The sequence below is a fragment of the Limisalsivibrio acetivorans genome, assembly GCF_000421105.1.
Taxonomy (GTDB): Bacteria; Chrysiogenota; Deferribacteres; order Deferribacterales; family Geovibrionaceae; genus Limisalsivibrio; species Limisalsivibrio acetivorans.
This window is the reverse complement of sequence record NZ_ATWF01000001.1, coordinates 1188508-1209044: the sequence shown is the minus strand read 5'-3', so window position 1 is coordinate 1209044 and position 20537 is coordinate 1188508. Positions and strand designations below refer to the sequence as shown.

The window sequence follows — 20537 nt, the reverse complement described above, 5'->3', positions numbered from 1 at the left end:
ATTCGTGCTTATATTAACCTATGGGAGTAAACAGCCTTTCATTCAGAGCCCGAATTCTGCTTTTCTACTTCATCTTCGGATTCCTTCCGATGCTTATCATATCGTATTTCTCATTTACTGCGGCATCGGGTTCCATCAGCCGAATCACTGAGAAACAGCTTACGGAGCTCGTGCAGAGAATCTCTCAGCAGACCGAAAGCTCCTACGAGAAAACGAGGGGGGACATACTTGAACTCTCGAATAACCCTCTTATACAGCTCTCATTCCTCCAATTCTCCTACGGCCAGAGGATGGAGGCGGTTTACAGCAAGCTGAACGTTTACAGGGCAAACTCCGACCTTTTCAGCGGGATCAGCCTTTATACCCCCGATGGTCAGGCGGTTATGTCCGTTCCGCCGGACAGAGAGCCCGAACACCTCAAAACCACGGTTCTCGACGGCTTTCAGGATGACTTCACCGTAAAACAGCAGTTCGGACGTGATAAGATACTTATGATGAAGCGTGTTTACGATTTCGAGGACGAAACCGTTCCCGTAGGCCTGCTTGTTTTTGATATACCGCTGAATGTTTTTACAGAGTTTGTTGATTCCGCAGACCTCGGCGAGGGGATCCATAAGCGCATAACATCCGGAGAGGGTGCTGTTGTTTATGATAACGGCGAGGTTTTTGAGAACTATGAGAAGGAGATAAAGGTCTACCGCACCGAGATCCTCCCCCTTGACTGGCAGGTCTCCATAGAGATCCCCGAACGTGTCCTTTTCAAGGATATATACGCCCTGCGTGAGAAGAGCATCCTCTTTGCGATGATAATCGCCGCCATCGCCCTCGGTGCGGCATTGATGTTCGTGGGGAGGATCCTCACCCCTGTCCGTTCCATCCTTGAGGGGATACGTCGTTTCTCCAAAGGGGATATGGATTACCGCATAAAACTTCGCACAGGTAAGGAGATGCGGATGCTTGCCGATGCCTTCGACCAGATGGCGGAGGATCTGCAGAAACGCCAGAACGAGCTTATGCAGGCGAACAAGCTCGCCTCCCTCGGGTTGATGTCCGCAGGTATCGCCCATGAGATCAAGAATCCGCTGGCCGGCATAAAGACGAGTATTCAGGTTCTGCTGAAGCGAATACGCACCGAATCGAATGTGTCCCTTGCCACAGGCGTTCTTGAGGAGGTGGACAGGCTGAACAAGATCGTAGGTGATCTGCTGAATTTCTCCAAGCCGGGGCCCTCCAACAGGATCGAATACCCCTTGAAGAAGATTACGGACAACTGTATACAGCTTATGAATAAAGACCTTAAGGATAAAGAGGTTACACTCTATGACGAGGTGGAGGAGATAAACGTTAATGTGGATCCCTCCCAGACACACCAGATAATCGTGAATCTCCTGCTGAACGCCCTTGCCGCCGTCGAAAGAGGGAAGGGGAAGATATGGGTGAAGAGCTGTATGGATCCGGAAACGGGGAGGGCGTGTCTGAGTATCAGGGATAACGGCAAAGGTATCCCCGAAGACAAGCTGGACAGGGTATTCGACCCCTTCTTCACCCTCTCAAGCGAAGGTACAGGGCTTGGGCTCTCGGTGGTTTTCACGCTCCTCAAGCAGAACGAGATATCCTATAAACTTAAAAGCAGAGAGGGGGAGGGGACGGAGTTCCGCCTCCTCTTTAAGGAATAGATAATGCCCCATATAGCTATTGTTGATGACGAAAAGGTTCTTGTTAACTCCCTGAGCATAGCCCTCACCGATGAGGGATACTCTGTGCAGAGCTACCATAACGGAACTGATTTTTTGAGCGCACTCCCCGGCATATCACCGGATATAGTCCTGCTCGATCTCCGTCTACCCGATATGAGCGGCCTTGAGATATTGGACAGGCTGGACACCTCCACAATGCAGGTGATCATGATCACTGCCCACGGCGATATGGACTCCGCCATAAATGCAATGAAATCAGGAGCCTACGACTTCATAAACAAGCCCTTCGAGCTTGATGAGATAATCCTGCTTGCGGAGAAGGCGTATCAGGAGATGCGGCTCACCAGCGAGGTGGAGCATCTGCGCAGGCGGAATGTGGAGGGACTTCATCAGATTGTGGGTGAGAGTACACCCGTTGCCGAACTCCTTTCCCAGCTGGAGAGGCTGGGGAATATCCCCGAATGCACCGTTCTTGTACGTGGGGAGAGCGGAACTGGTAAGGAGCTGGTTGCCAAGGCTGTGCACACCCTCGGCGGCGGCGAGGAGACACCGTTTATAGACATAAACTGCTCCGCCTTTCCAGAGCATCTTCTTGAGAGTGAGCTTTTCGGCCATGAGAAGGGAGCCTTCACCGATGCCAAAGAGAAGAAGGTGGGGCTAATTGAGATGGCGGATGGCGGAACACTCTTCCTCGATGAGATAGGTGAGTTTCCACTCCCTCTGCAGGCTAAGCTTCTCCGTTTTCTGGAATCGAAGACCTTCCGGCGTGTGGGGGGGAACCGTGAGATAAATGTGAGCGTGCGCATAGTGGCCGCCACAAACAGGGATCTTGAGCGTTCTATCCGTGAGGGGGAGTTCCGTGAGGACCTCTATTACAGGCTGAATGTAATCCCTGTTTTTGTTCCCCCTTTAAGGGAGCGGGAAGGGGATGTGCTTCTTCTGGCGGAGCATTTTCTGCAGGAGTATGCGAAACGCTTCGGGCGTGAGAGGCTTATCCTCTCCGGCGGCGTTAAAAATATATTCTCAAACTACGCCTGGCCGGGTAACGTTCGTGAGCTTAAGAACCTCATTGAGCGGCTTGTTATAATGTCTGCGAACCATGTTATCGATGTGGGACAGCTCCCGCCGGAAATGCAGAAGAGCGCTGTCTCCGAGCCTTCGGTTAAAAGGCCCTTCAGCGCAGATATGAACCTTGATGTCTATCTGGCTAAGATCGAGTACGAGCTTATTCAGGATGCAATTATAAAAGCGAAGGGTGTTAAGTCCGAGGCGGCCAAGCTTTTGGGCATAAGCAGGCATTCCCTCAAAAGAAGGCTCCAGAGGCTGGGTCAGGAGGATGAATGATTATCCGAATACTTCTCTTCTGCCTCCTCCTGAGCTTCAGTGCCCATGCCAAGAACTTCCTTCTCTTCTCTTGGGAGAACGACAGCCTGATAGAAAAAGGCTTTCGTGACGGCATAATACGTGAATTCCCCGAGGCGAGGTTCTACACCTTCGGTTGCAACCGTGACGAAGAGCTTATGGAGCAGTATCTGGATTACGCCGTAACCATACCGGATCGTTTCTACCTCGCCAGCAGTCTGGAGGCTATCAAGGCTGTGCGCCGTAAGGATCCCGATGCGCCGAAGGTGTTTGTGATGGTGCAGGACCCTGTGGAAGAGGGGATCGTGGCAAGCCGTAAACAGCCCTCCGCAAAGGCCACGGGTGTCAGTACGAAGATCCCCATTCAGGAACAGCTCAACGCACTCAGGAATATAACAGACTTCAAAACCCTCGGCATCCTCAAGCAACTGGAGGATCATGATTATCTTTACAGCCTCTCCGAGCTTGAGCGTCTATCGGACTTCCTCGGCTATCATGTGGTGGAGATACCGTATCCCTACTTCGGCAACGTGAACGAGCGTCTTGAGGAGTATAAGCCGGATGTGGTCTATATACCGGGGAGCGTCAGGGTTAGCAGTGAGGTGCTGGCGAGTATACACGCCAAGGGGATACCCACCATATCCGAGAACGCCTCCCTAGTGGAGAAGGGCGTTCTCCTTGCACTCGTTATAGACCAATACCGTGCCGGACGCTTTGCCGCAAGGCTCAGTACAGAGGTAATCAACGGCAACCCCATAGAGGAAACCCCCGTTCTTGCCATCGAGCATTTCATGGTTGCCCTCAACATACGCACAGCCGAACGCATCGGCCTGAATATCCCCATATCCCTCCTGATTATCGCAGACCGTATTATCCGCTGAATGAATCTTTTGTTCATCTCCGCCAAAGAACGTTTGGGATAACATCCATGAGCGGTATCCGCTCATGGAGCGGTTAAGGCTCACTCTTCTGATCCCTGCATCCTGTATTATCAGTGGTTTGTGATCTGGCATTATAATTGCGTTTGAAAATCCAGATTAATTAGGAGGAACGTTATGCTTAAAAGAATTGCCGCATTTTTACTGGTTTTCTGTATGGCAGTGGGCTTCACTGTCTCACAGGCTAAGGCGGATGAGAAAAACCTTATTATCGCCACAGCCACAACAGGCGGAACCTACTATCCCGTAGGTGTTGCCATTGGAACACTTATCAGCATCAAGCTTGCAAAGAGCAAGAACATCACAGCCACTGCAATCAACTCTGCAGGTTCCGGCGAGAACATCCAGATGCTCAAGAACAGCGAGGCGGACTTCGCTATCCTTCAGGCTCTTTTCGGACTTGAGGCTTATAATGGAACAGGTAAATACGAAGGCAAGCCCGAGAAGGACTTCCGCTCGGTTACAATGCTCTGGAAGAACGTTGAGCATTTTGCCGTTCTTCAGGATGCTGTTAAATCCGGCACCGTTACAGACCTCAAAGGTCTCGACGGCAAGTTCTCCATCGGTAAAAGGGGAAGCGGTACCGAAGGTTCCGGACGTACTATCCTAAAGGCACTCGGCATAGATCCCGAAAGCCTCAGCCTCGAATACCTCGGCTACAACCCCTCTGCTCAGGCTATGATGGACAAGCGTATTGTCGGCGCAAACATCCCCGCAGGAACTCCCGTTGCAGCTATCACTCAGCTCTATGCACAGCTCGGCGAGAAGAACGTTGAGATCCTTGATTTCAGCGATGAGCAGCTTGCAGAGATCCAGAAGGAATACCCCATCTGGACCAGAGAGGTTATCAAGGCTGGTGTATACCCCGGTCAATCCAAGGATATCAACACCATCGCCCAGCCCAACCTTCTTGTTGTACGCAAGGATGTACCCGAAGAGGTTGTTTATCTCGTAACCAAGACTATCTATGAGAACCTCCCCTTCCTTAACAACATCCACAAGGCGACCAAGGTTATGAACATCAAGGAAGCTGTAAACGGTCTCCCCGTTCCGCTTCATCCCGGCGCCCTTAGATACTACGAAGAAGTGGGTCTCGATATACCCGCACACCTTAAGTAAAAAAACAAAACTGTCCGGGAGGGGGTTACTCCCCTCCCATTTTTTGACCTCTGGTAAGGAGAACTGAAATGAGCAAGGAAGAATTAAACATAGTTCCGGACAACAGCCTGCAGGAAGAGGACAGCGGGGAGGTTCTTGTCGCCCAGCGCGACCTGAATCAATGGCAGACCAAACTGATATACGGTTTCGGTATCCTGACATCACTCTTCCACCTCTGGATTAATACGGTCGGCATCATGCCCGAGATCCAGAGAAACGCAGTACACTTCGGACTCATTCTTTTCATGGGTTATATCCTTTATCCCATTAATAAAAAGGTTGAAAAGAAGACTTTGCCGCTGGATTACATACTCTCACTGCTTTCATTGGCGGTGGCATTCTATCTCGTATTATTTGAAGACGCTCTGCATGCACGTAATGAAGTGACAACAACCGTGGATCTTGTATTTGCCGGTATCGCCATAGTGCTGATGCTCGAGATAACAAGGCGAACCACCGGCTGGCTCATACCCACGTTATCCATATTATTCCTCTCATACGCACTCTATTTCGGTCAGTTTTTCGGTGGGATGTGGAACTTCCCCGGCGTAACTGTGGACCGTATGCTCTACCGTATGTATTTTGCTCCCGACGGCATATTCGGAACCATCGCAACGATATCATCGACCTTTGTGTTTCTCTTTGTGCTGTTTGGAGCGTTCCTCATAAAGTCCGGAGCTGGTGATTTCATCATCAAGCTCGCAGTGTCCCTGCTCGGGCACACCACCGGGGGACCTGCAAAGATGGCGGTATTTGCCAGCGGTATGATGGGCTCCGTATCGGGAAGTGCCGTTGCCAACACCGTTGGAACCGGTTCCATCACCATCCCGATGATGAAGAAGATAGGATTCAAGCCTAAATTCGCAGGTGGTGTTGAGGCTGCAGCGAGTACGGGCGGACAGCTTATGCCCCCGATTATGGGTGCGGGAGCCTTCATCATGGCCCAGTGGACGCAGATATCGTATCTTGTGATCATCGGCGTTGCGCTCATCCCCGCCCTTATGTACTTTCTCTCGGTAACCTTCTTTATCCATCTCAGGGCGAAGAAGAGACGGATTCAGCCGATACCCAAAGAGGATCTCCCTCGATTCAGGGATGTTATAAAGGAGGGGTGGAACTTCTTCATCCCCATAATTGTTCTGGTAACACTGCTTATGAAAGGCTTCACACCCACTTTTGCGGCAAGCCTCGGTATACTCTCCATCATCGCCGCAAGCTGGGTAAACAAGAATACACGCATGAGCTTCCGTGATGTTATGGACGCCCTCGCCCTCGGTGCAAAGAACATGGTTACCACAGGTGTAATCCTTCTCTGTTCCGGTATCGTTATCGGCGTTGTTCTCATGGTGGGAATGGGTATCAAGTTCTCCATGATGATCACAACCATCGCAGGGGGCTCCATATTCCTCACCATCGTTCTCATCGCCCTTGCCTCACTCGTTCTCGGTATGGGTCTTCCCGTTACCGCATCCTATATCGTACTTGCGGTTCTTGCGGCTCCCTCCCTCGTATCCCTTATGATGAAGGACTACATCATTGCAAATATGGGCATGACAGCGGAGATGCTCGCCAATCCGCAGGTGTTGCAGAATATGACGGCTCTAGTGCCGAACGAGGTGGCCCAAGGGGCCCTGCTGGCGGCGCATCTGTTGATTTTCTGGTATTCCCAGGATGCGAACGTTACGCCACCAGTTTGTCTGGCCGCCTATTCTGCGGCGGGTATTGCGGGGAGTAAGCCCCTTGAAACCGGTGTTGAATCTTGGAAGCTGGCCAAAGGGCTTTATATCATCCCCATCATGTTTATCTTCGAGCCTGCTATACTCTTCCAGGGCCCGCTTATTGAAACGGTGGAGTTTGTCATTGCGGGGGTGCTGGGCCTTTTTGTGTTTGCCATATTCTTCGAAGGCTACTTCGTGCGGGATCTGAACTGGATGTTCCGCATATTCTTTGGAATAAATGCATTCTTCCTGTTCTGGCCCTCTCATACGATGAACTTCATCGGTATAGGAATATTCATCGCACTTTTTGTCTTCCTTAAGTTCACCAATAAGAAGGTGAACGGAGAGGGGAGGGCTGGTGAACCGGCATATAGTGAGTAACAAGCCTCCTATAGATGTTTGTACCCTCTATCTGAATCTGCGGCGGGCCCTGGTGCCCGCCTTTTTTTGTGTAAATTCGCCGCCTTGAAAATGGAATACAGATGCTGTAGTTTAGTAATTATGAGCAAAGTATACGTGGAAAAATTCGACAACTGGCACGACACCGTGGAGCGTCTGCTCGATAAAACAGACGTGGTTAAGCAACTTCAAAACAGGCGGATTCTCCTGAAACCGAACCTTGTGGAGCCCAGAAAACCGCCGATAACAACCCCGGCTGAGCTTGTGGGGGAGGTTATAGACTACCTGCGCAGGACGGTGGAAAATTGTGAGATTATCATAGCCGAAGGTACAGGCTCGGCCAGTAACGAAACAGCGGATGTATTTCGTGAACTCGGATACGAAGAGATGGCCAAGCTTAAGGGTGTCCACCTGATGGATCTGAATCATGAGGAGTGCATAACACTGGAGAAGCCCGAATGTACACGTTGGCCGGAGATGACCCTTCCGAAGATACTTTTTGACAGCTTTATATTCAATATCCCTGTCCTCAAGGCGCACACTCTGGCGGATGTTACCCTATCCATGAAGAATATGATGGGTGCCGCACCACCCTCCCACTATCAGAAAGGGGGGCACTGGAAGAAGGCGGAGTTCCATAAGGGAATGCACGAGGCTGTGTTCGACCTGAACCAGTACAGACAAGCCGATTTCACCCTCCTTGACGCAACGGTGGGGATGCAGGAGGCGCACCTATACGGGCCGGAATGCGACCCGCCGAAGAACAGGCTTGCGGCATCCTTCGATCCCGTTTCCATCGATGCATGGGGTGCGGATCTACTCGGATTCGGCTGGAAGACTGTTGAGCATATTAAGCTTGCCAACGGAGTCCTCGGCGAGGCTGAATATACAGAATATTAGACAGTACGCCCCTTGGAAGAGGGGCTTTTTTATTATCCGTAGGGACTTCCTGAGGGCATCTCGAAATCGGGGAGCATACGGTTGTCCGGATCCCTCGTTTCACCAACGGATGTTACGTATATGGCCGGGCTGTCCACAACGGGGCACTTCGCCTGACATATGGCACAGCCGATGCAGAGGTCGGGGACAATCACAGGCTCCTTTATGACCTGCCCGTCCGTTGCTTTCCTGTCGGTTTCACGGAAGATGATCGCCTTTTCAGGTGTGGGGCAGTGTTCCTCGCAAACTATACAGTTACGGTCGAAGGCGAAGGGGAGGCACCTGCCCGGGTCGATAAAGGCTGTTCCGATGGAGATCTTTTTCTTTTCCGCAACAGGATGGAGTTCTATGGCACCGGTGGGGCATACCTCGGCGCATATGTTGCAGCTGTATTCGCAGTATCCGGTGTTGCCGTTGCCAATGGGTGTCCAGAGACCCTCAAGCCTCCCCTCAAGGAGAGCGGGCTGTAGAAAATTCTCCGGACATACACGTATACACGCTTCACACCGGACGCATCTATCAAGGAAATCCTTCTCCGCAAGAGCTCCGGGGGGTCTTATAAGTCCTGGTACGGGTCGAGTATCATGGAGCCCCAGACGGAAGAGAGGAGCGGCTGCAAACCCAGCGAGAAGAGCGGTTCCAGTATGCCGTTTACTGAGATCTATCTTTGCAGGCTTTGTCTCCATACCCCACCCTATGGCGCTTTCAGGGCATGCCTCCAGACAGTTAAGAACCATAAGACACTCCTCCGTACGCACATCCCCCATGGGGTCCGCCGCACCCTCGCAGTCGTTCAGGCACTTACCGCAGGAGGAGCAGGGGGCGGATTTAATCCTGAAAAGGGAGAACTTCGATATGAGCCCCAGCAATGCCCCGAGAGGGCACAGAAATCTGCACCAGAAGCGTCTGTGGATAAAGTTCATACCGAGAAGGGTGAGGAATATAAGGCCGATGAGAAAGGCCTGTCCAATATATACGTAGTCCGTGCCGAAAACGTGGTCCGCAAGATAGAACATCATAGGATCCGCATTGATGCCGGCGGTACCTAATATGTTGTGAAGCCCCTCCGCACTCCACTGTAAGAGAGGTATGAAGAAGGAGCCGAGGGAGCGGACAAGCAGGGACAGGGGATCCATGTATCCTGCCAAATTAACACCCATGATTGCAGAAACCAGAAGCGCAACAAGTATATAGTATTTTAGTCTCTGCTTTGGGGAATAGGAGTATGAGGGGGAGAAGCCCATCCGCTCTGCCAGCTTGCCTGTGATATGGTGGAGTGTGCCGAAGGGGCAGAACCATCCGCAGAAAACACGGCCAAAGAGCAGTGTTATCCCCACTGTGATTAGCGAAAACCACAGCAGAGGGAATACATCCCCTGCGGAGAGGAGGGTTGAAACAGCGTGCAGAGGATCTATGGCGAAGAACGCCTTCATGTTGCTTTTGAGGCTCACCGCACTCGTGAAATCACCCGTGTCCAGGCGGGTTTGCAGAAAGATATATACGAATAGAATCAGGACTGTGAGCTGGGAAATCCTTCTCAGATTACGTAGATTCATACCTTCTCTTGATTGATATTAATCTCGTCCAGATTCATCGTGCCCAAACCTTTCTTTGTTGCATAACGTAGGAAATCGATATCTTCCGGCTTTGCACCGAGCAGTTTAGCCGTTACAGCATCCAGAGCAACGGGGTCAAGGGATGCCATAACCATATCGAGCCTGCGGACATCATCCAGATCACCGCCAGTGGGGCCCCCCTGCATCAGAACCCTTGTGCAGTCGATAATGGTCAAGTCCGGCTTGAAGAAGGCGGCGAGGTCTGCAATGCATCTATGTATGTCCTGATGCATAAAGCCCCGGTTGCCCCCCACTGCACCGAGCCAGTTCTTCATCCCCGCAGTTATCCGGGAGGAGCCGTGCTGTTTGGCTATGGGTATGTTAATGAGAACATCCGCCTCTATGACAGGTTTCATGACCTCCCATTCATCGACGAAATCTCCGTTGATGCGCATCTTTTCATAATGCTGTCTTCTGGGGTAAAACACCTCTGCACCAGCGTTTGCCGCTGCTTCGGCGATGCCGCTTATGGAGTACACGCTCTTCATGCTGTTGCAGGAGTTGTCGGTAACCTGTACCTTTCCCGCTCCAGCCTCAAGGCAGAGCTTCACCACAGCCGCCACGACATCGGGGTTAGTGTTCGCCGCATACTCCGGAGCTCTGGACCATGCCATATTAGGCTTGAGCAGAACTGTATCACCTTTCTTAACGAAAGCACTCATTCCGCCCAGTTTGTTCATAAGTGCTCTTATAGACTTTTCAGTGTCCTTCGATTCAATGACGAAAACATCAGCCTTCTTTTCAGCCGCCGAGGCTTTAACCAGTCCGGAACTGTATGCACCCACCGTTAATCCGGCGGCCAGTCCGGCCTTAAGGAATCTTCTTCTGTTAATCATTTTTGTTCCTCACAATGCAATTATACAGTACTCATGGAGTCAGTCAAATCAGTGTCACAATTATGGATAAATTATATCAAAGAGTAATATCAATGACAACAGTATGTCATTATGACAAGGATAATTCGTAATAATGTTAGAAATTTAGCAAATATGCGAAAAACTGTTTATTATTGAAGCACGGGTGATATATTTAGGATCACAACACTAAAGAGGGCAGCAGTAATGGAGAATAAAACAAGAGCAAAAGCTATTCGATTCAAGGAACCTGTGAGCGGTTTTTCCCATCTCGTGGGAGCGTTTCTTTCGCTTACAGCTTTAACGGTGCTTGTGGCTATGTCCGTATACCGTTCTACGCCTTGGCACACAGTATCTTTCTCTGTTTATGGAACCTCTATGACACTCCTCTATCTCGCCAGTGCGCTTTATCATCTGCTCCCGTTGAATGAGAAAGGAACGAGGCTCCTGAAGCGTTTCGATCATGTAATGATATTTCTTATGATTGCGGGAACCTATACACCCTTCTGCCTTGTTCCTCTAAGGGGTGCATGGGGATGGAGCATCTTCGGCGTTGTGTGGGGGCTTGCCGCTGCAGGGGTCTTTTTCAAGATTCTCTGGATAACCGCCCCCAGGTGGTTCTCCACGATAATATATCTCCTTATGGGCTGGGTGTGCATCGTTGCTATATATCCCATAGTTCAGACAGTTCCACTCGGCGGTGTTATATGGCTCGCTTCGGGGGGGATGCTCTACAGTGTCGGTGCAGTAATCTACGGCATGAAGAAGCCGAACCCCTGGCCCGGAATCTTCGGTTTCCATGAGATATGGCACTTCTTTGTTCTGGGCGGGAGCTTCTGCCATTTCATGGCAATACTGCTCTATATTCTTCCCATGGCATAATATTGACAATATGCAATCCTCGCATTAAAGTATCTTTTTTGCGAGGATGCGATGATTGACCTGACACATATAATTTCCCCCTCCATGCCCGTTTATCCGGGCACAGAGGCTCCTGTTTTTATCAAAGAATGCGCCTATGAAGATGAGGGCTTTGTGGAAACAAGGCTTAATCTCTTTTCACATACCGGAACCCATGTTGATGCACCATACCACCTTATAGAGGAGGGAAAGCGGCTTGAGGAATATCCGCTCTCCCATTTTACAGGTAAGGCTTTTATCTGTGATGTTCCGGCCAATACCCTTGTTATCACCGGAGATATGCTGAGAAGCCTTGATCTCTCCGATATCGATTACTTCATCCTTAAAACCGGATGGGACTCAAAGTGGGGGCGTGATGAATACTTTGAAAACTTCCCTGTGATGGATGAAGATTCGGCAGGCATACTCGCAGCGGCGGATCTCAAGGGTGTCGGTGTTGATGCCATATCCGTAGACCCTGTGGATACTAAAGATTTTGCAGTTCATAAAATCCTGCTCGGCTCTGGGATGGTTATTGTGGAAAATCTCAAAAATCTTAATGAAATATCCTCTCCAGTGTTTGACTTTTACTGCTTTCCGTTAAAATTTGATGATTCAGACGGTGCGCCAGTACGTGCCGGAGGAATTTTTCGCTGATTCACCCTTGATGAATACTTCTATCCTCCTATTCATATGAGTATGATTCCTACCCCGATGAGGGGTATTTGACTGTGAGGAGGATAAGATGGCACACGGCGGTCATGAACATCATATTCAGATGTTCAAAACACGTTTTTGGATAAACCTTGTTCTGACAATACCCGTACTTTTACTTTCAGATTTTATACAGAAGCTGACACTCGGTCAGGTTCTGCATATACCCTTTGCACCTTGGATTCAGGGTGCGATCGGTGTATTCATGTATACATACGGGGGCTTTCCCTTTACCAAAGGGGCGCTTGATGAGCTCAAGTCACTCCGCCCCGGAATGATGACTCTGATATCCCTGGCAATTACTGTGGCCTTCGTCTACTCGGTTGTATCTCTTTTTATCCCCAATGTGACACCCTTCTTCTGGGAGCTTGCGACACTGCTTGATGTTATGCTCCTCGGTCATTGGATCGAGATGCGCAGTGTAAGCTCCGCATCCTCAGCCCTTGAAGAGCTTGCAAAACTGTTGCCGGATGAGGCACATAAACTTGATGGGGATGATGTTAAGTCGGTATCAGTAAACGATCTAAAGAAAGGGGATACGGTTCTTGTGAAGCCCGGTGAAAGCATCCCTGCGGACGGTAAGATCGTTAAAGGGGAATCGGAGGTTAACGAATCCCTCGTATCCGGTGAATCAAAGCCCGTTGCCAAGGGGAAGGGTGATGAGGTTGTGGGTGGTTCCATAAACGGTAACAGTTCCATACATGTTAAGATCACCGGTGCCGGAGAGGAGAGCTTCCTCAACAGTGTTATTGAGTTGGTCGAAAAGGCACAGGAGAGTAAATCAGATAGACAGCTATTTGCGGACAAGGCAGCCGCCTTTATCTTCTATCTGGCTCTTGGTATATCCATTGCCGCCTTTGTTTTCTGGGCATCTTTTACAGGTCTTGAGACAGGGCTTTCAAGGGCGGTTGGTGTTCTTGTTATCGCATGCCCCCATGCCCTTGGCCTTGCCATACCCCTTGCAGCATCCATTGCAACATCCAGAATGGCTTCTGAAGGGGTTATCATTCGAAACAGAGAGGCCTTCGAAGCGGCAAGCGAACTTAAGGCGGTTATCTTCGATAAAACGGGAACCCTTACCACCGGTGAGTTGAGCGTTGACGATACTTACTTTCCGGAGGATGAGGATGAGAATCTGCGCATTGCCGCCTCCGCAGAGAAGGGCTCTGAGCATGGATATGCCGCCGCAATACTTTCCCACACTAAGGAAAAGGGGGTTAGCCCCTTGGATCCGGACAGCTTCGAAGCTGTCTCAGGTAAGGGTGTGAAGGCCTCCGTTGACGGGAAAGAGGTGCTTATCGGTAAGATGGACTTCGCCGCAGAGAATGCAGGAGAGGAGTTTCTGTCCCATTCGGAGGAGTGGGGGAATGCGGGTAAAACCGTAATCGCCCTTAACGTGGATGGTTCTGTGAAAGGGCTTTTTGCCGTGGGTGATACCATCAGAGAGGATTCCTACGATGCTGTATCAAGCCTTAAGAATATGGGTATAAAGGTTATCCTGCTTTCGGGGGATTCCGAGGATGTCAGCCGTGATGTATCCGATGAGCTTGGTATAGATGAATATTTTGCAGAGGTACTACCCGATGAAAAAGAGGATAAGGTGAAGCGTGTTATGGAGGAGGAAGGAACCACAGCCATGGTTGGTGACGGTATCAACGATGCACCATCATTAGCTACAGCGGATATCGGTATCGCTATTGGCGCTGGAACGGATGTCGCCGTTGAAAGTTCAGATATCGTTCTCAGCGAGAACAACCCTTCAAAGATGGGGAGAATCATTGACTTCTCAGGTAACACAGGCTCCAAGATGGTGCAGAACCTTTGGTGGGCGGCTGGATATAACGTTGTGGCTATGCCCTTGGCCGCAGGTCTTGCAAAGCCGCTTGGTATTGTTATTACGCCGGCATTCGGTGCGGCTGTTATGTCGCTGAGCACGGTTATAGTCGCCCTTAACGCCCAGCTTCTGAGGAAGGCCTAGCGCATATCGAGTAGTAGAAGAACTGCAAAGGATATTACGGCTACAACAACGAATCGCTGGATGAATTTGTTCCCCTTCTTCACGGAAAGTGATGCTCCGGTATGGGCACCGAGGACGCTTCCCACTCCCAGTACGAGACCGAGGAAGAAATTTACCTTGCCGCTGGCTATGAAGATTATCAGCGAGAAGGTGGTGAGCACCAGAACAACGAACATCTTGAGTGCGTTACCCCTGAGCAGGTCGTAGCCTGTTATGCTCATGGCGGCGAGGAACAGGAAACCGACCCCGGCCTGTATGAATCCGCCGTAGATGCCAACGATGAACATCGCAACGGTGAGAAAGACCCACTTAGCAGGACTTATGGGAACATCCCTGCTCTCGAGCATCTTTCCCGGGTTAAGGAACGTAAGCAGGGTCATAAGGACCATGAAAACGGCCAGATACTTCTTAAAGGCGACATCGCTCACGATGGTGGCCATGTATGCCCCCATGAGTGCACCGACGGTGGCGGGTATCGATATTATGAGCCCGAACTTGAGTGGGAGAACCTTGTGCTCACGGAACTTCCGAAGGCCGGAAAGGGACTGCATGAACACCGAGAGCCTGTTTGTGGCGTTGGCAACTGTCGGGGGAAGACCTAAAAAAATAAGTATGGGTATTGTCAGGAAGGAGCCCCCGCCGGCGATGGTGTTTATGATCCCCGCAATATAACCGGATACAAAAAGAAGAATCAGCTTAAGAATATAGAAGTCCATACTGCGTTATATTTCTATTTCGGCGACTTGTCCATTATTTATAAGAGATAGGGGCATAAAAAAGGCCGGATAATCACCCGGCCCTGGTTATTCATAGTAACAGATTGTACCTAGAAGTTATCGGCAACATCCTCTGCATACTCCTTGGTATCCTCGTAGGAATCGGCAATGCTGCCTTTTACATCTTCCCAAGCTTCACCTGTGGAATGTTTCAGCTCGCCTATCCATTCGGATATCTCATTCTGCTGGTGTCTCAGCTGGCGCATCTGTTTGCGGTATTTTGTCTTAGCGTCCGAGGACATATTGTCCCATTCCTCATCCGCTCTATTCTCCAGCGTATCAATTCGCCTGTCGATATCCTCCCTGAGTTCTCTGGCTGTTTCCACAGCCTCACCCTTATGGGTCTCGGAGTATTCCTTAAGAGCTTCGTACTTCTGCTCTATTTTATCATCATAATGATTGTCTGCGTATGCTTTCTGCGGTCCTGCTGTTAAAAAAGCAGATGTTATCATAACCGCAAAGGTGTACATAAACGCATATTTCAAGATGGTTCTCAAATGAACCTCCTTGTAAGGCACTGCCTTACTTATATTTTTCGTAGGCGTTGGCTACTGCATTCTTGAGGTCGTTCCAAGCCTGCTCTGTTCCAACTTTGAGCTCTTCCCAGGCACTGGAAGTGGATTTGTTCAGATCCTCCAGCTTAATGCGCATTTCATCACGCTTTGCCTCAAGCCTTCCCATTGCCTGCTCAAACTCTATCTTGGCATCGGCTGATTTGCCCTCACCCTTTGCCTTGAGTTTATCGATTTCTGCCTCAAGCTCTCTAAGCTTGGCTTCCAGTTTTTCGATGTAAACGCTTCTTTCTTCCATTATTTTTCCTCCTCTTAAATAATAGTTCATATGTGAATCTTCGTGGTTCTCAATATAACTTAAATGGTATGATTATCAACCCTGTGTACAAAAAAAACTTAGGTATCCGTTATTTAACCGTATTAAACATGAAAGGTTGAAATAGGAGGGGGGAGGGCTTATCATTCAAGAGGGAGACATTTGACCCTGTTATTATATTATTATGGAGGAAAGTATGATTGCATTTAAGAACTGGATGCTGGCACTTTTTATGGCCGCAGTGATGTTCTCTGTTTCGGGGCCTCTTCAGGTTGCTTCGGCGGGGATGGTTAGCACTTCCGAGTTTTCCATGTCTGTGAAGGCGGAGGAAGCCAGGGAGTATGTATCATCCGTTATGGCGAGGGATGATTTCAGGAATGAGCTGATGAGTATGGGAGTTGCACCTGAAGAAGCTGAGAAGAGGGTTCAGGGACTAAGCGATGCTGAGGTTATAGCACTTTCGGGCAAGCTTAAGAATGCACCCGCAGGTGGCGATCTCGGCGGTATAGTCGGCGCACTTGTTCTCATCTTCCTTGTACTTCTTTTCACAGATATCATGGGTTATACAAACGTTTACAAGTTTACAAGATAAAGAGAATTGGAAACATCAAGCTTTAAGGCGGCGCTCTTATGCGCCGTCTTTATTTTTTTAAGCGCCTGTACGGCGAAGGTAAGCCCTGTTTGGGAGAGTGAGGTAACCTCTTCTGTAAGTGTGGAGAACGTTCCCTTCTATCCGCAGGAGGAGTACCAGTGCGGTCCAGCCTCTCTGGCGGCTGTGCTCGACTATAGCGGTGTTGATGTTCAGCTGGATAACCTCACCGGTGCAGTGTACACCCCTTCAAGAAAAGGGAGCCTGCAGACGGCGATGCTCTCCGGAGCCAGACGTTTCGGACGTGTTCCCTATAAGATAGGCACTCCCGCAGAGCTGAGGGATTCCCTTGCTATGGGCTATCCTGTGGTTGTTCTGCAGAATAACGGGCTCAGGTTCGCCCCTGTATGGCATTACGCCGTGGTAACTGGGCTCTATCCCGATGAGAAAAAGGTTCGCCTGCACTCCGGTCTGGAGAAGGATCTTATCCTTGATGAAGCCACCTTCGAGCATACCTGGAACCGTGGGGGGAAATGGGGCTTCATACTCCCTGAGCCCTATGGTATACCCGGTTTTGTGTCAACGTCATCCTATGTGGATTCCGTAACAGCCTTTGAAAAAGTTGGAGGTGACCCTGCGGAGTACTACAGAGGGGCGTACAGTGAATGGAGTGATAATCCCCTTGCAGGCATGGCCTATGCGAATTATTTGTATGGGGAGGGTGAGCTTGCTCATGCTGCAGAGGTATATGAGAACCTTGTGGAAGCAAACCCCGATAGGGGAGTTCTCTGGAATAATCTGGCAAATATTCTTCTGGAAACGGGGGATTACGATAAGGCATTGGATGCCGCCGAGAGAGCCGTGTCCCTTGGGGGAAGGTTTAGTAAACAGGCGGGGCAAACATTAAACGAGATAAAGGAAGAGGTGCAGAATGGCCACAAAGAAGAATGAGATCTACAAGTGCAAGGTGTGCATGGCAGAGGTTAAGGTGGAGCAGGGGGGAAGCGGCGCCCTGATGTGCTGTATGACTAAGATGGATAAGATAGGCTAGTCTTTACTGATTTAGTAATTAACTCTGATTTATTATTGTAATCAGCCCGCAGGTCATATATGTAGTTTCGGGACATTATTGATGCGGTCTTATTTGAAGGGGGTGCGCAGGTGAAGGGAAAAAATGAAAAATCTGTTCCTGTAAACGGAAGCAGGAGAAGACTTAAATACCTGATCCCCAAGTGGCAGCTTGTTACAAGGTTTTTATCACAGCAGTCCGGTATTGTGATAGGTAGTGCCCTTGCAGCTCTGGGATATGTTTTGTTCCAGCTCCCTTTCCAGATCGCAGCCGGTGGTATAAGCGGTCTTATAATTGTTATAAATAACTATATTCCCGTATCCGTCGGTCTCCTCTACATGCTGATCAATATTCCCCTCATTATATGGGGTTATTACTCCCTCGGCGGGTTGAGGTTTATCTTCTCCACATCCGTATCCGTTGTGAGTTTCTCTGTGTTTTCCGATATATTTGTAAGGTATCTGCCTGATATGATGCGGAGATATCCCGTTTCCGAGGATCTGTTGCTTAACACCATATACGCAGGCGTTGTGTTCGGATTTGGTGCCGGACTAATATACAGAGCGGGTGGAACAATCGGCGGAACGAGTATCCCCGCCCGTATCCTCCAGAAACATACCGGCTTTCCCCTCTCCCAGTCCTACATGGTTACGGATATGGCGATCATCCTTCTTGCTGGATTCGTTTTTAGCTGGGAAAAGGCTATGCTCGCAACACTGGCCCTGCTCCTGGGCGGTATGGTTTCCGACTTTGTCCTTGAGGGCGTTAGTCAGGTACGTATCGCCATGATAATAACCGAGCATCCTAAGATGATGAGCCACACGCTGATGAACGAGCTCCAGAGGGGGGTCAGCACATGGTCTGTCACGGGAGCTTATACCGAACAATCACGCTCCATGCTCTACTGCACGGTACGGAGATCCCAGGTTTCGGATCTTAAATATATCGTCTCTGCCGTTGATGAGAAAGCGTTTCTGGTGATAGGAAATGCCCAGCAGGCATACGGGGGGTTCGGGTTCACACACCTGAAACCAGCTAAGAAAACATAGTCTTTGCCCAAGGCTTCTTTTTTGTGATATTATCAGGAATATCCAAGGAGGCCTTGTTTAATGGTATTTTCAAAATATCAGGAAGAGACTAAGGTTAGTAAAGCATACAGCTCTTTGTTCTGGCTGTTTACTCTGGTTGCGCTTTTCTTTTCCAGCAGATATAACTATCTCCTGTTCCACAGCCTTTCAGAGCTGTTCAGTATAGTCATTGCAGGTGGTATCTTCCTTATCGGCTGGCACTCGCGCAGCTTCATAAAGAATAATTACCTCCTCTTCATCTCCGTTCCCTATCTTTTCATCGGGCTTTTGGATATGCTGCATACGCTAAGCTACCCGGGGATGGAGATATTCACCGATTATGACTTTTACGCAAACCAGCTCTGGATTGCGGCAAGGTATATGGAGAGCATAACTCTCCTCATCGCCTTCTTTGTTATCAAGAAGGAAGAGAATGTTGATGTCTTTAAGCTCTTTGTAGTCTATTTCATCATAACAGGGCTTATCATCCTCAGTATATTTGTTTGGCGCATCTTTCCTGTCTGTTTTATTGAAGGAGAGGGGCTTACCACCTTCAAGAAGGTGAGCGAGTATATTATCTCCGCTGTTATACTCTTCTCCATCTTTCTGCTCTATAAACGCAGGGAGTATTTCGATTCCTACGTTTACAGGTATATGATGTACTCCTTCTTTTTCACCATAGGTGCGGAGCTTGCCTTCACCTTCTATATCGATAATTACGGCATATCCAACCTTATAGGGCATTACTTCAAGCTTTTCTCCTTCTACTGCATCTACCGTTCTGTGGTTCGAACCGGGCTGGAGGAGCCGCATAGGATAATCTTCCACGAGCTTGTGACCAAAGAGAGAAGGCTGCAGGAGGCAAACGCCACAAAGGATAAGCTCTTCTCCATACTCCTCCATGACCTAAGAGGACCCATCGGAGGTCTTGCATCCTTTCTTGATGTGTTTAAGAACGATTTCGACAGCTACGACAAGGACTTCCTGCGTAAATTCATCATTCAGGCGCAGAAGGATACCCAGAACCTCTATGAGCTTCTGGAGAATTCATTCTCATGGGCCAGGGCGCAGACCGGACTAATTAAGCCGAATATCCGTGATGTCGATACCATGGACCTGCTTAAGGACACAGCTGATCAGTTGTCTGTTCTGGCCGTTAAAAAAGGAATCCAGATGGATGTTGACGGCTCACCCTGCGGTAGGGTGAAAACGGATCCGGATCTTCTTATAACCATCGTGAGAAACCTGGCCGGAAACTCGCTGAAGTACACCCCGGAAGGGGGAAAGGTGACTCTGGCATGCGGCAGGAAAGGGGAGTCTGTTTTTGTTAGTGTTATCGATACCGGAATGGGGATGAGCGAGAAGAAGCAGGAAGGTCTCTTCGATATCACAAACAAGGAATCCAGACCCGGAACCGATGGGGAGAAGGGCACAGGACTTGGTCTTGTTATATGTAGGGAGTTTGCGGATCTTCTCGGCGGAAGTTTGAAAGTTGAAAGCGAAGAGGGTAAAGGGACAGCTATTACACTCTTTCTTCCCGTTTCACAGGAAGCCTGAGTATATAAATACTAACCCCTGTGCCTATGCAGAAGAGTAGGACAGGGAGCCATATCCTCTGATACGTTAAGGCTGAGGAGAGGGCTATGGAGAGCCACAACATAGCTATTGCCCTCTTTTTAACGCCCATAGGCAGGCCTTCGCCAGCTGAATAGCTCTTTATGTATCCGCCGAATCTGGGATGCTCCAGAAGCCATTTGTGGAATCGCTCCGATGAGCGGGCAAAGAAGAAGGATGCCAGCAGAATAAGGGGTACGGTGGGGAGTACGGGTAGAAACATCCCCGCAACGCCCAGCCCGAGGGAGATAAAGCCCGCTCCCGTGAGGATCAGCTTCATCA

Annotated in this window: 20 protein-coding genes; 14 read left to right on the top strand and 6 right to left on the bottom strand. The window is 49.6% G+C overall.

Annotated features, from left to right (window positions below; all coding sequences use genetic code 11):
* The first annotated feature begins 20 nt into the window (after nucleotides 1–20).
* The 6 genes from K300_RS16050 (at nucleotide 21) to K300_RS0105770 (ending at nucleotide 8172) form a co-directional block, all read left to right on the top strand.
* On the top strand, nucleotides 21–1676 hold the full coding sequence (locus K300_RS16050) for a sensor histidine kinase (protein ID WP_022850724.1): 1656 nt from the start codon (nucleotides 21–23) through the stop codon (nucleotides 1674–1676).
* Between the two features lie 3 nt (nucleotides 1677–1679).
* The gene (locus K300_RS0105790) at nucleotides 1680–3041 is read left to right on the top strand and encodes a sigma-54-dependent transcriptional regulator (RefSeq protein ID WP_022850723.1); all 1362 of its coding nucleotides are present in this window, start codon (nucleotides 1680–1682) and stop codon (nucleotides 3039–3041) included.
* The gene (locus K300_RS0105785; RefSeq protein WP_022850722.1) at nucleotides 3038–3940 is read left to right on the top strand and encodes an ABC transporter substrate-binding protein; all 903 of its coding nucleotides are present in this window, start codon (nucleotides 3038–3040) and stop codon (nucleotides 3938–3940) included. Before K300_RS0105790 ends, K300_RS0105785 begins: the two co-directional genes overlap by 4 nt.
* Before the next feature lie 174 nt (nucleotides 3941–4114).
* Entirely contained in the window at nucleotides 4115–5116 is a 1002-nt protein-coding gene (locus tag K300_RS0105780) for a TAXI family TRAP transporter solute-binding subunit (protein WP_022850721.1), read from the top strand.
* Nucleotides 5117–5184: 68 nt separating this feature from the next.
* Nucleotides 5185–7254: a TRAP transporter permease gene (locus tag K300_RS0105775; protein ID WP_022850720.1), complete on the top strand. Its 2070-nt coding sequence runs from the start codon at nucleotides 5185–5187 to the stop codon at nucleotides 7252–7254.
* 120 nt (nucleotides 7255–7374) lie between these two features.
* Nucleotides 7375–8172, top strand: coding sequence for a DUF362 domain-containing protein (locus K300_RS0105770; RefSeq protein WP_022850719.1), 798 nt, complete (start codon nucleotides 7375–7377; stop codon nucleotides 8170–8172).
* 32 nt (nucleotides 8173–8204) lie between these two features.
* On the opposite strand, the gene K300_RS14725 is transcribed toward K300_RS0105770, so the two are convergent.
* Together K300_RS14725 and K300_RS0105760 are read right to left on the bottom strand one after the other, a co-directional pair.
* Entirely contained in the window at nucleotides 8205–9767 is a 1563-nt protein-coding gene (locus K300_RS14725; RefSeq protein ID WP_022850718.1) for a 4Fe-4S dicluster domain-containing protein, read from the bottom strand.
* Entirely contained in the window at nucleotides 9764–10663 is a 900-nt protein-coding gene (locus tag K300_RS0105760) for a DUF362 domain-containing protein (RefSeq protein WP_022850717.1), read from the bottom strand. The genes K300_RS14725 and K300_RS0105760 overlap by 4 nt, the downstream gene beginning before the upstream one ends.
* A gap of 225 nt (nucleotides 10664–10888) precedes the next feature.
* Between K300_RS0105760 and trhA the strand changes: the two genes are divergently transcribed.
* The 3 genes from trhA (at nucleotide 10889) to K300_RS14720 (ending at nucleotide 14273) form a co-directional block, all read left to right on the top strand.
* Nucleotides 10889–11563 (top strand): PAQR family membrane homeostasis protein TrhA, encoded by a 675-nt coding sequence (gene trhA, locus K300_RS0105755; protein ID WP_022850716.1) that lies wholly within the window; start codon nucleotides 10889–10891, stop codon nucleotides 11561–11563.
* 51 nt (nucleotides 11564–11614) lie between these two features.
* The gene (locus K300_RS0105750; RefSeq protein WP_022850715.1) at nucleotides 11615–12238 is read left to right on the top strand and encodes a cyclase family protein; all 624 of its coding nucleotides are present in this window, start codon (nucleotides 11615–11617) and stop codon (nucleotides 12236–12238) included.
* Between the two features lie 88 nt (nucleotides 12239–12326).
* The gene (locus K300_RS14720; protein WP_022850714.1) at nucleotides 12327–14273 is read left to right on the top strand and encodes a copper-translocating P-type ATPase; all 1947 of its coding nucleotides are present in this window, start codon (nucleotides 12327–12329) and stop codon (nucleotides 14271–14273) included.
* On the opposite strand, the gene K300_RS0105740 is transcribed toward K300_RS14720, so the two are convergent.
* The 3 genes from K300_RS0105740 to K300_RS0105730 all read right to left on the bottom strand — a co-directional run bounded on the left by K300_RS0105740 (nucleotide 14270) and on the right by K300_RS0105730 (nucleotide 15898).
* Complete coding sequence (locus K300_RS0105740; protein WP_022850713.1) at nucleotides 14270–15028, bottom strand: sulfite exporter TauE/SafE family protein; 759 nt, start codon at nucleotides 15026–15028, stop codon at nucleotides 14270–14272. The two genes, K300_RS14720 and K300_RS0105740, sit on opposite strands and share 4 nt — an antisense overlap.
* A gap of 110 nt (nucleotides 15029–15138) precedes the next feature.
* Nucleotides 15139–15585, bottom strand: a complete 447-nt coding sequence (locus K300_RS0105735) for a sll1863 family stress response protein (RefSeq protein WP_022850712.1) — start codon at nucleotides 15583–15585, stop codon at nucleotides 15139–15141.
* A 25-nt stretch (nucleotides 15586–15610) separates the two neighbouring features.
* Complete coding sequence (locus K300_RS0105730) at nucleotides 15611–15898, bottom strand: sll1863 family stress response protein (protein WP_022850711.1); 288 nt, start codon at nucleotides 15896–15898, stop codon at nucleotides 15611–15613.
* Between the two features lie 214 nt (nucleotides 15899–16112).
* Between K300_RS0105730 and K300_RS0105725 the strand changes: the two genes are divergently transcribed.
* From K300_RS0105725 to K300_RS16045, 5 genes are all read left to right on the top strand, one after another.
* Nucleotides 16113–16508, top strand: a complete 396-nt coding sequence (locus K300_RS0105725) for a PA2779 family protein (RefSeq protein ID WP_022850710.1) — start codon at nucleotides 16113–16115, stop codon at nucleotides 16506–16508.
* A 6-nt stretch (nucleotides 16509–16514) separates the two neighbouring features.
* Entirely contained in the window at nucleotides 16515–17456 is a 942-nt protein-coding gene (locus tag K300_RS14715) for a PA2778 family cysteine peptidase (protein WP_022850709.1), read from the top strand.
* Nucleotides 17437–17556, top strand: coding sequence for a desulfoferrodoxin (locus K300_RS16515; RefSeq protein WP_022850708.1), 120 nt, complete (start codon nucleotides 17437–17439; stop codon nucleotides 17554–17556). Before K300_RS14715 ends, K300_RS16515 begins: the two co-directional genes overlap by 20 nt.
* 110 nt (nucleotides 17557–17666) lie before the next feature.
* Nucleotides 17667–18623, top strand: a complete 957-nt coding sequence (locus tag K300_RS0105710) for a YitT family protein (RefSeq protein WP_022850707.1) — start codon at nucleotides 17667–17669, stop codon at nucleotides 18621–18623.
* A 60-nt stretch (nucleotides 18624–18683) separates the two neighbouring features.
* Nucleotides 18684–20198 carry a sensor histidine kinase gene (locus K300_RS16045; protein ID WP_022850706.1) on the top strand — a complete coding sequence of 505 codons (1515 nt, stop codon included), beginning with the start codon at nucleotides 18684–18686 and terminating at the stop codon, nucleotides 20196–20198.
* Here the strand turns inward: K300_RS16045 and K300_RS0105700 are convergent.
* A complete protein-coding gene (locus tag K300_RS0105700) occupies nucleotides 20164–20535 on the bottom strand; it encodes a YbaN family protein (RefSeq protein WP_022850705.1) in 372 nt (123 codons plus the stop codon). The genes K300_RS16045 and K300_RS0105700 overlap by 35 nt on opposite strands.
* Between the last annotated feature and the right edge of the window lie 2 nt (nucleotides 20536–20537).

Coding starts and splice junctions, on each gene's coding strand:
- K300_RS0105790 (WP_022850723.1), top strand. CDS start 1,680: ATGCCCCATATAGCTATTGTTGATGACGAAAAGGTTCTTGTTAACTCC.
- K300_RS0105785 (WP_022850722.1), top strand. CDS start 3,038: ATGATTATCCGAATACTTCTCTTCTGCCTCCTCCTGAGCTTCAGTGCC.
- K300_RS0105770 (WP_022850719.1), top strand. CDS start 7,375: ATGAGCAAAGTATACGTGGAAAAATTCGACAACTGGCACGACACCGTG.
- K300_RS14720 (WP_022850714.1), top strand. CDS start 12,327: ATGGCACACGGCGGTCATGAACATCATATTCAGATGTTCAAAACACGT.
- K300_RS0105775 (WP_022850720.1), top strand. CDS start 5,185: ATGAGCAAGGAAGAATTAAACATAGTTCCGGACAACAGCCTGCAGGAA.
- K300_RS0105700 (WP_022850705.1), bottom strand. CDS start 20,535: ATGAAGCTGATCCTCACGGGAGCGGGCTTTATCTCCCTCGGGCTGGGC.
- K300_RS0105780 (WP_022850721.1), top strand. CDS start 4,115: ATGCTTAAAAGAATTGCCGCATTTTTACTGGTTTTCTGTATGGCAGTG.
- K300_RS0105750 (WP_022850715.1), top strand. CDS start 11,615: ATGATTGACCTGACACATATAATTTCCCCCTCCATGCCCGTTTATCCG.
- trhA (WP_022850716.1), top strand. CDS start 10,889: ATGGAGAATAAAACAAGAGCAAAAGCTATTCGATTCAAGGAACCTGTG.
- K300_RS0105760 (WP_022850717.1), bottom strand. CDS start 10,663: ATGATTAACAGAAGAAGATTCCTTAAGGCCGGACTGGCCGCCGGATTA.
- K300_RS16050 (WP_022850724.1), top strand. CDS start 21: ATGGGAGTAAACAGCCTTTCATTCAGAGCCCGAATTCTGCTTTTCTAC.
- K300_RS0105730 (WP_022850711.1), bottom strand. CDS start 15,898: ATGGAAGAAAGAAGCGTTTACATCGAAAAACTGGAAGCCAAGCTTAGA.
- K300_RS14725 (WP_022850718.1), bottom strand. CDS start 9,767: ATGAATCTACGTAATCTGAGAAGGATTTCCCAGCTCACAGTCCTGATT.
- K300_RS0105740 (WP_022850713.1), bottom strand. CDS start 15,028: ATGGACTTCTATATTCTTAAGCTGATTCTTCTTTTTGTATCCGGTTAT.
- K300_RS0105725 (WP_022850710.1), top strand. CDS start 16,113: ATGATTGCATTTAAGAACTGGATGCTGGCACTTTTTATGGCCGCAGTG.
- K300_RS16045 (WP_022850706.1), top strand. CDS start 18,684: ATGGTATTTTCAAAATATCAGGAAGAGACTAAGGTTAGTAAAGCATAC.
- K300_RS16515 (WP_022850708.1), top strand. CDS start 17,437: ATGGCCACAAAGAAGAATGAGATCTACAAGTGCAAGGTGTGCATGGCA.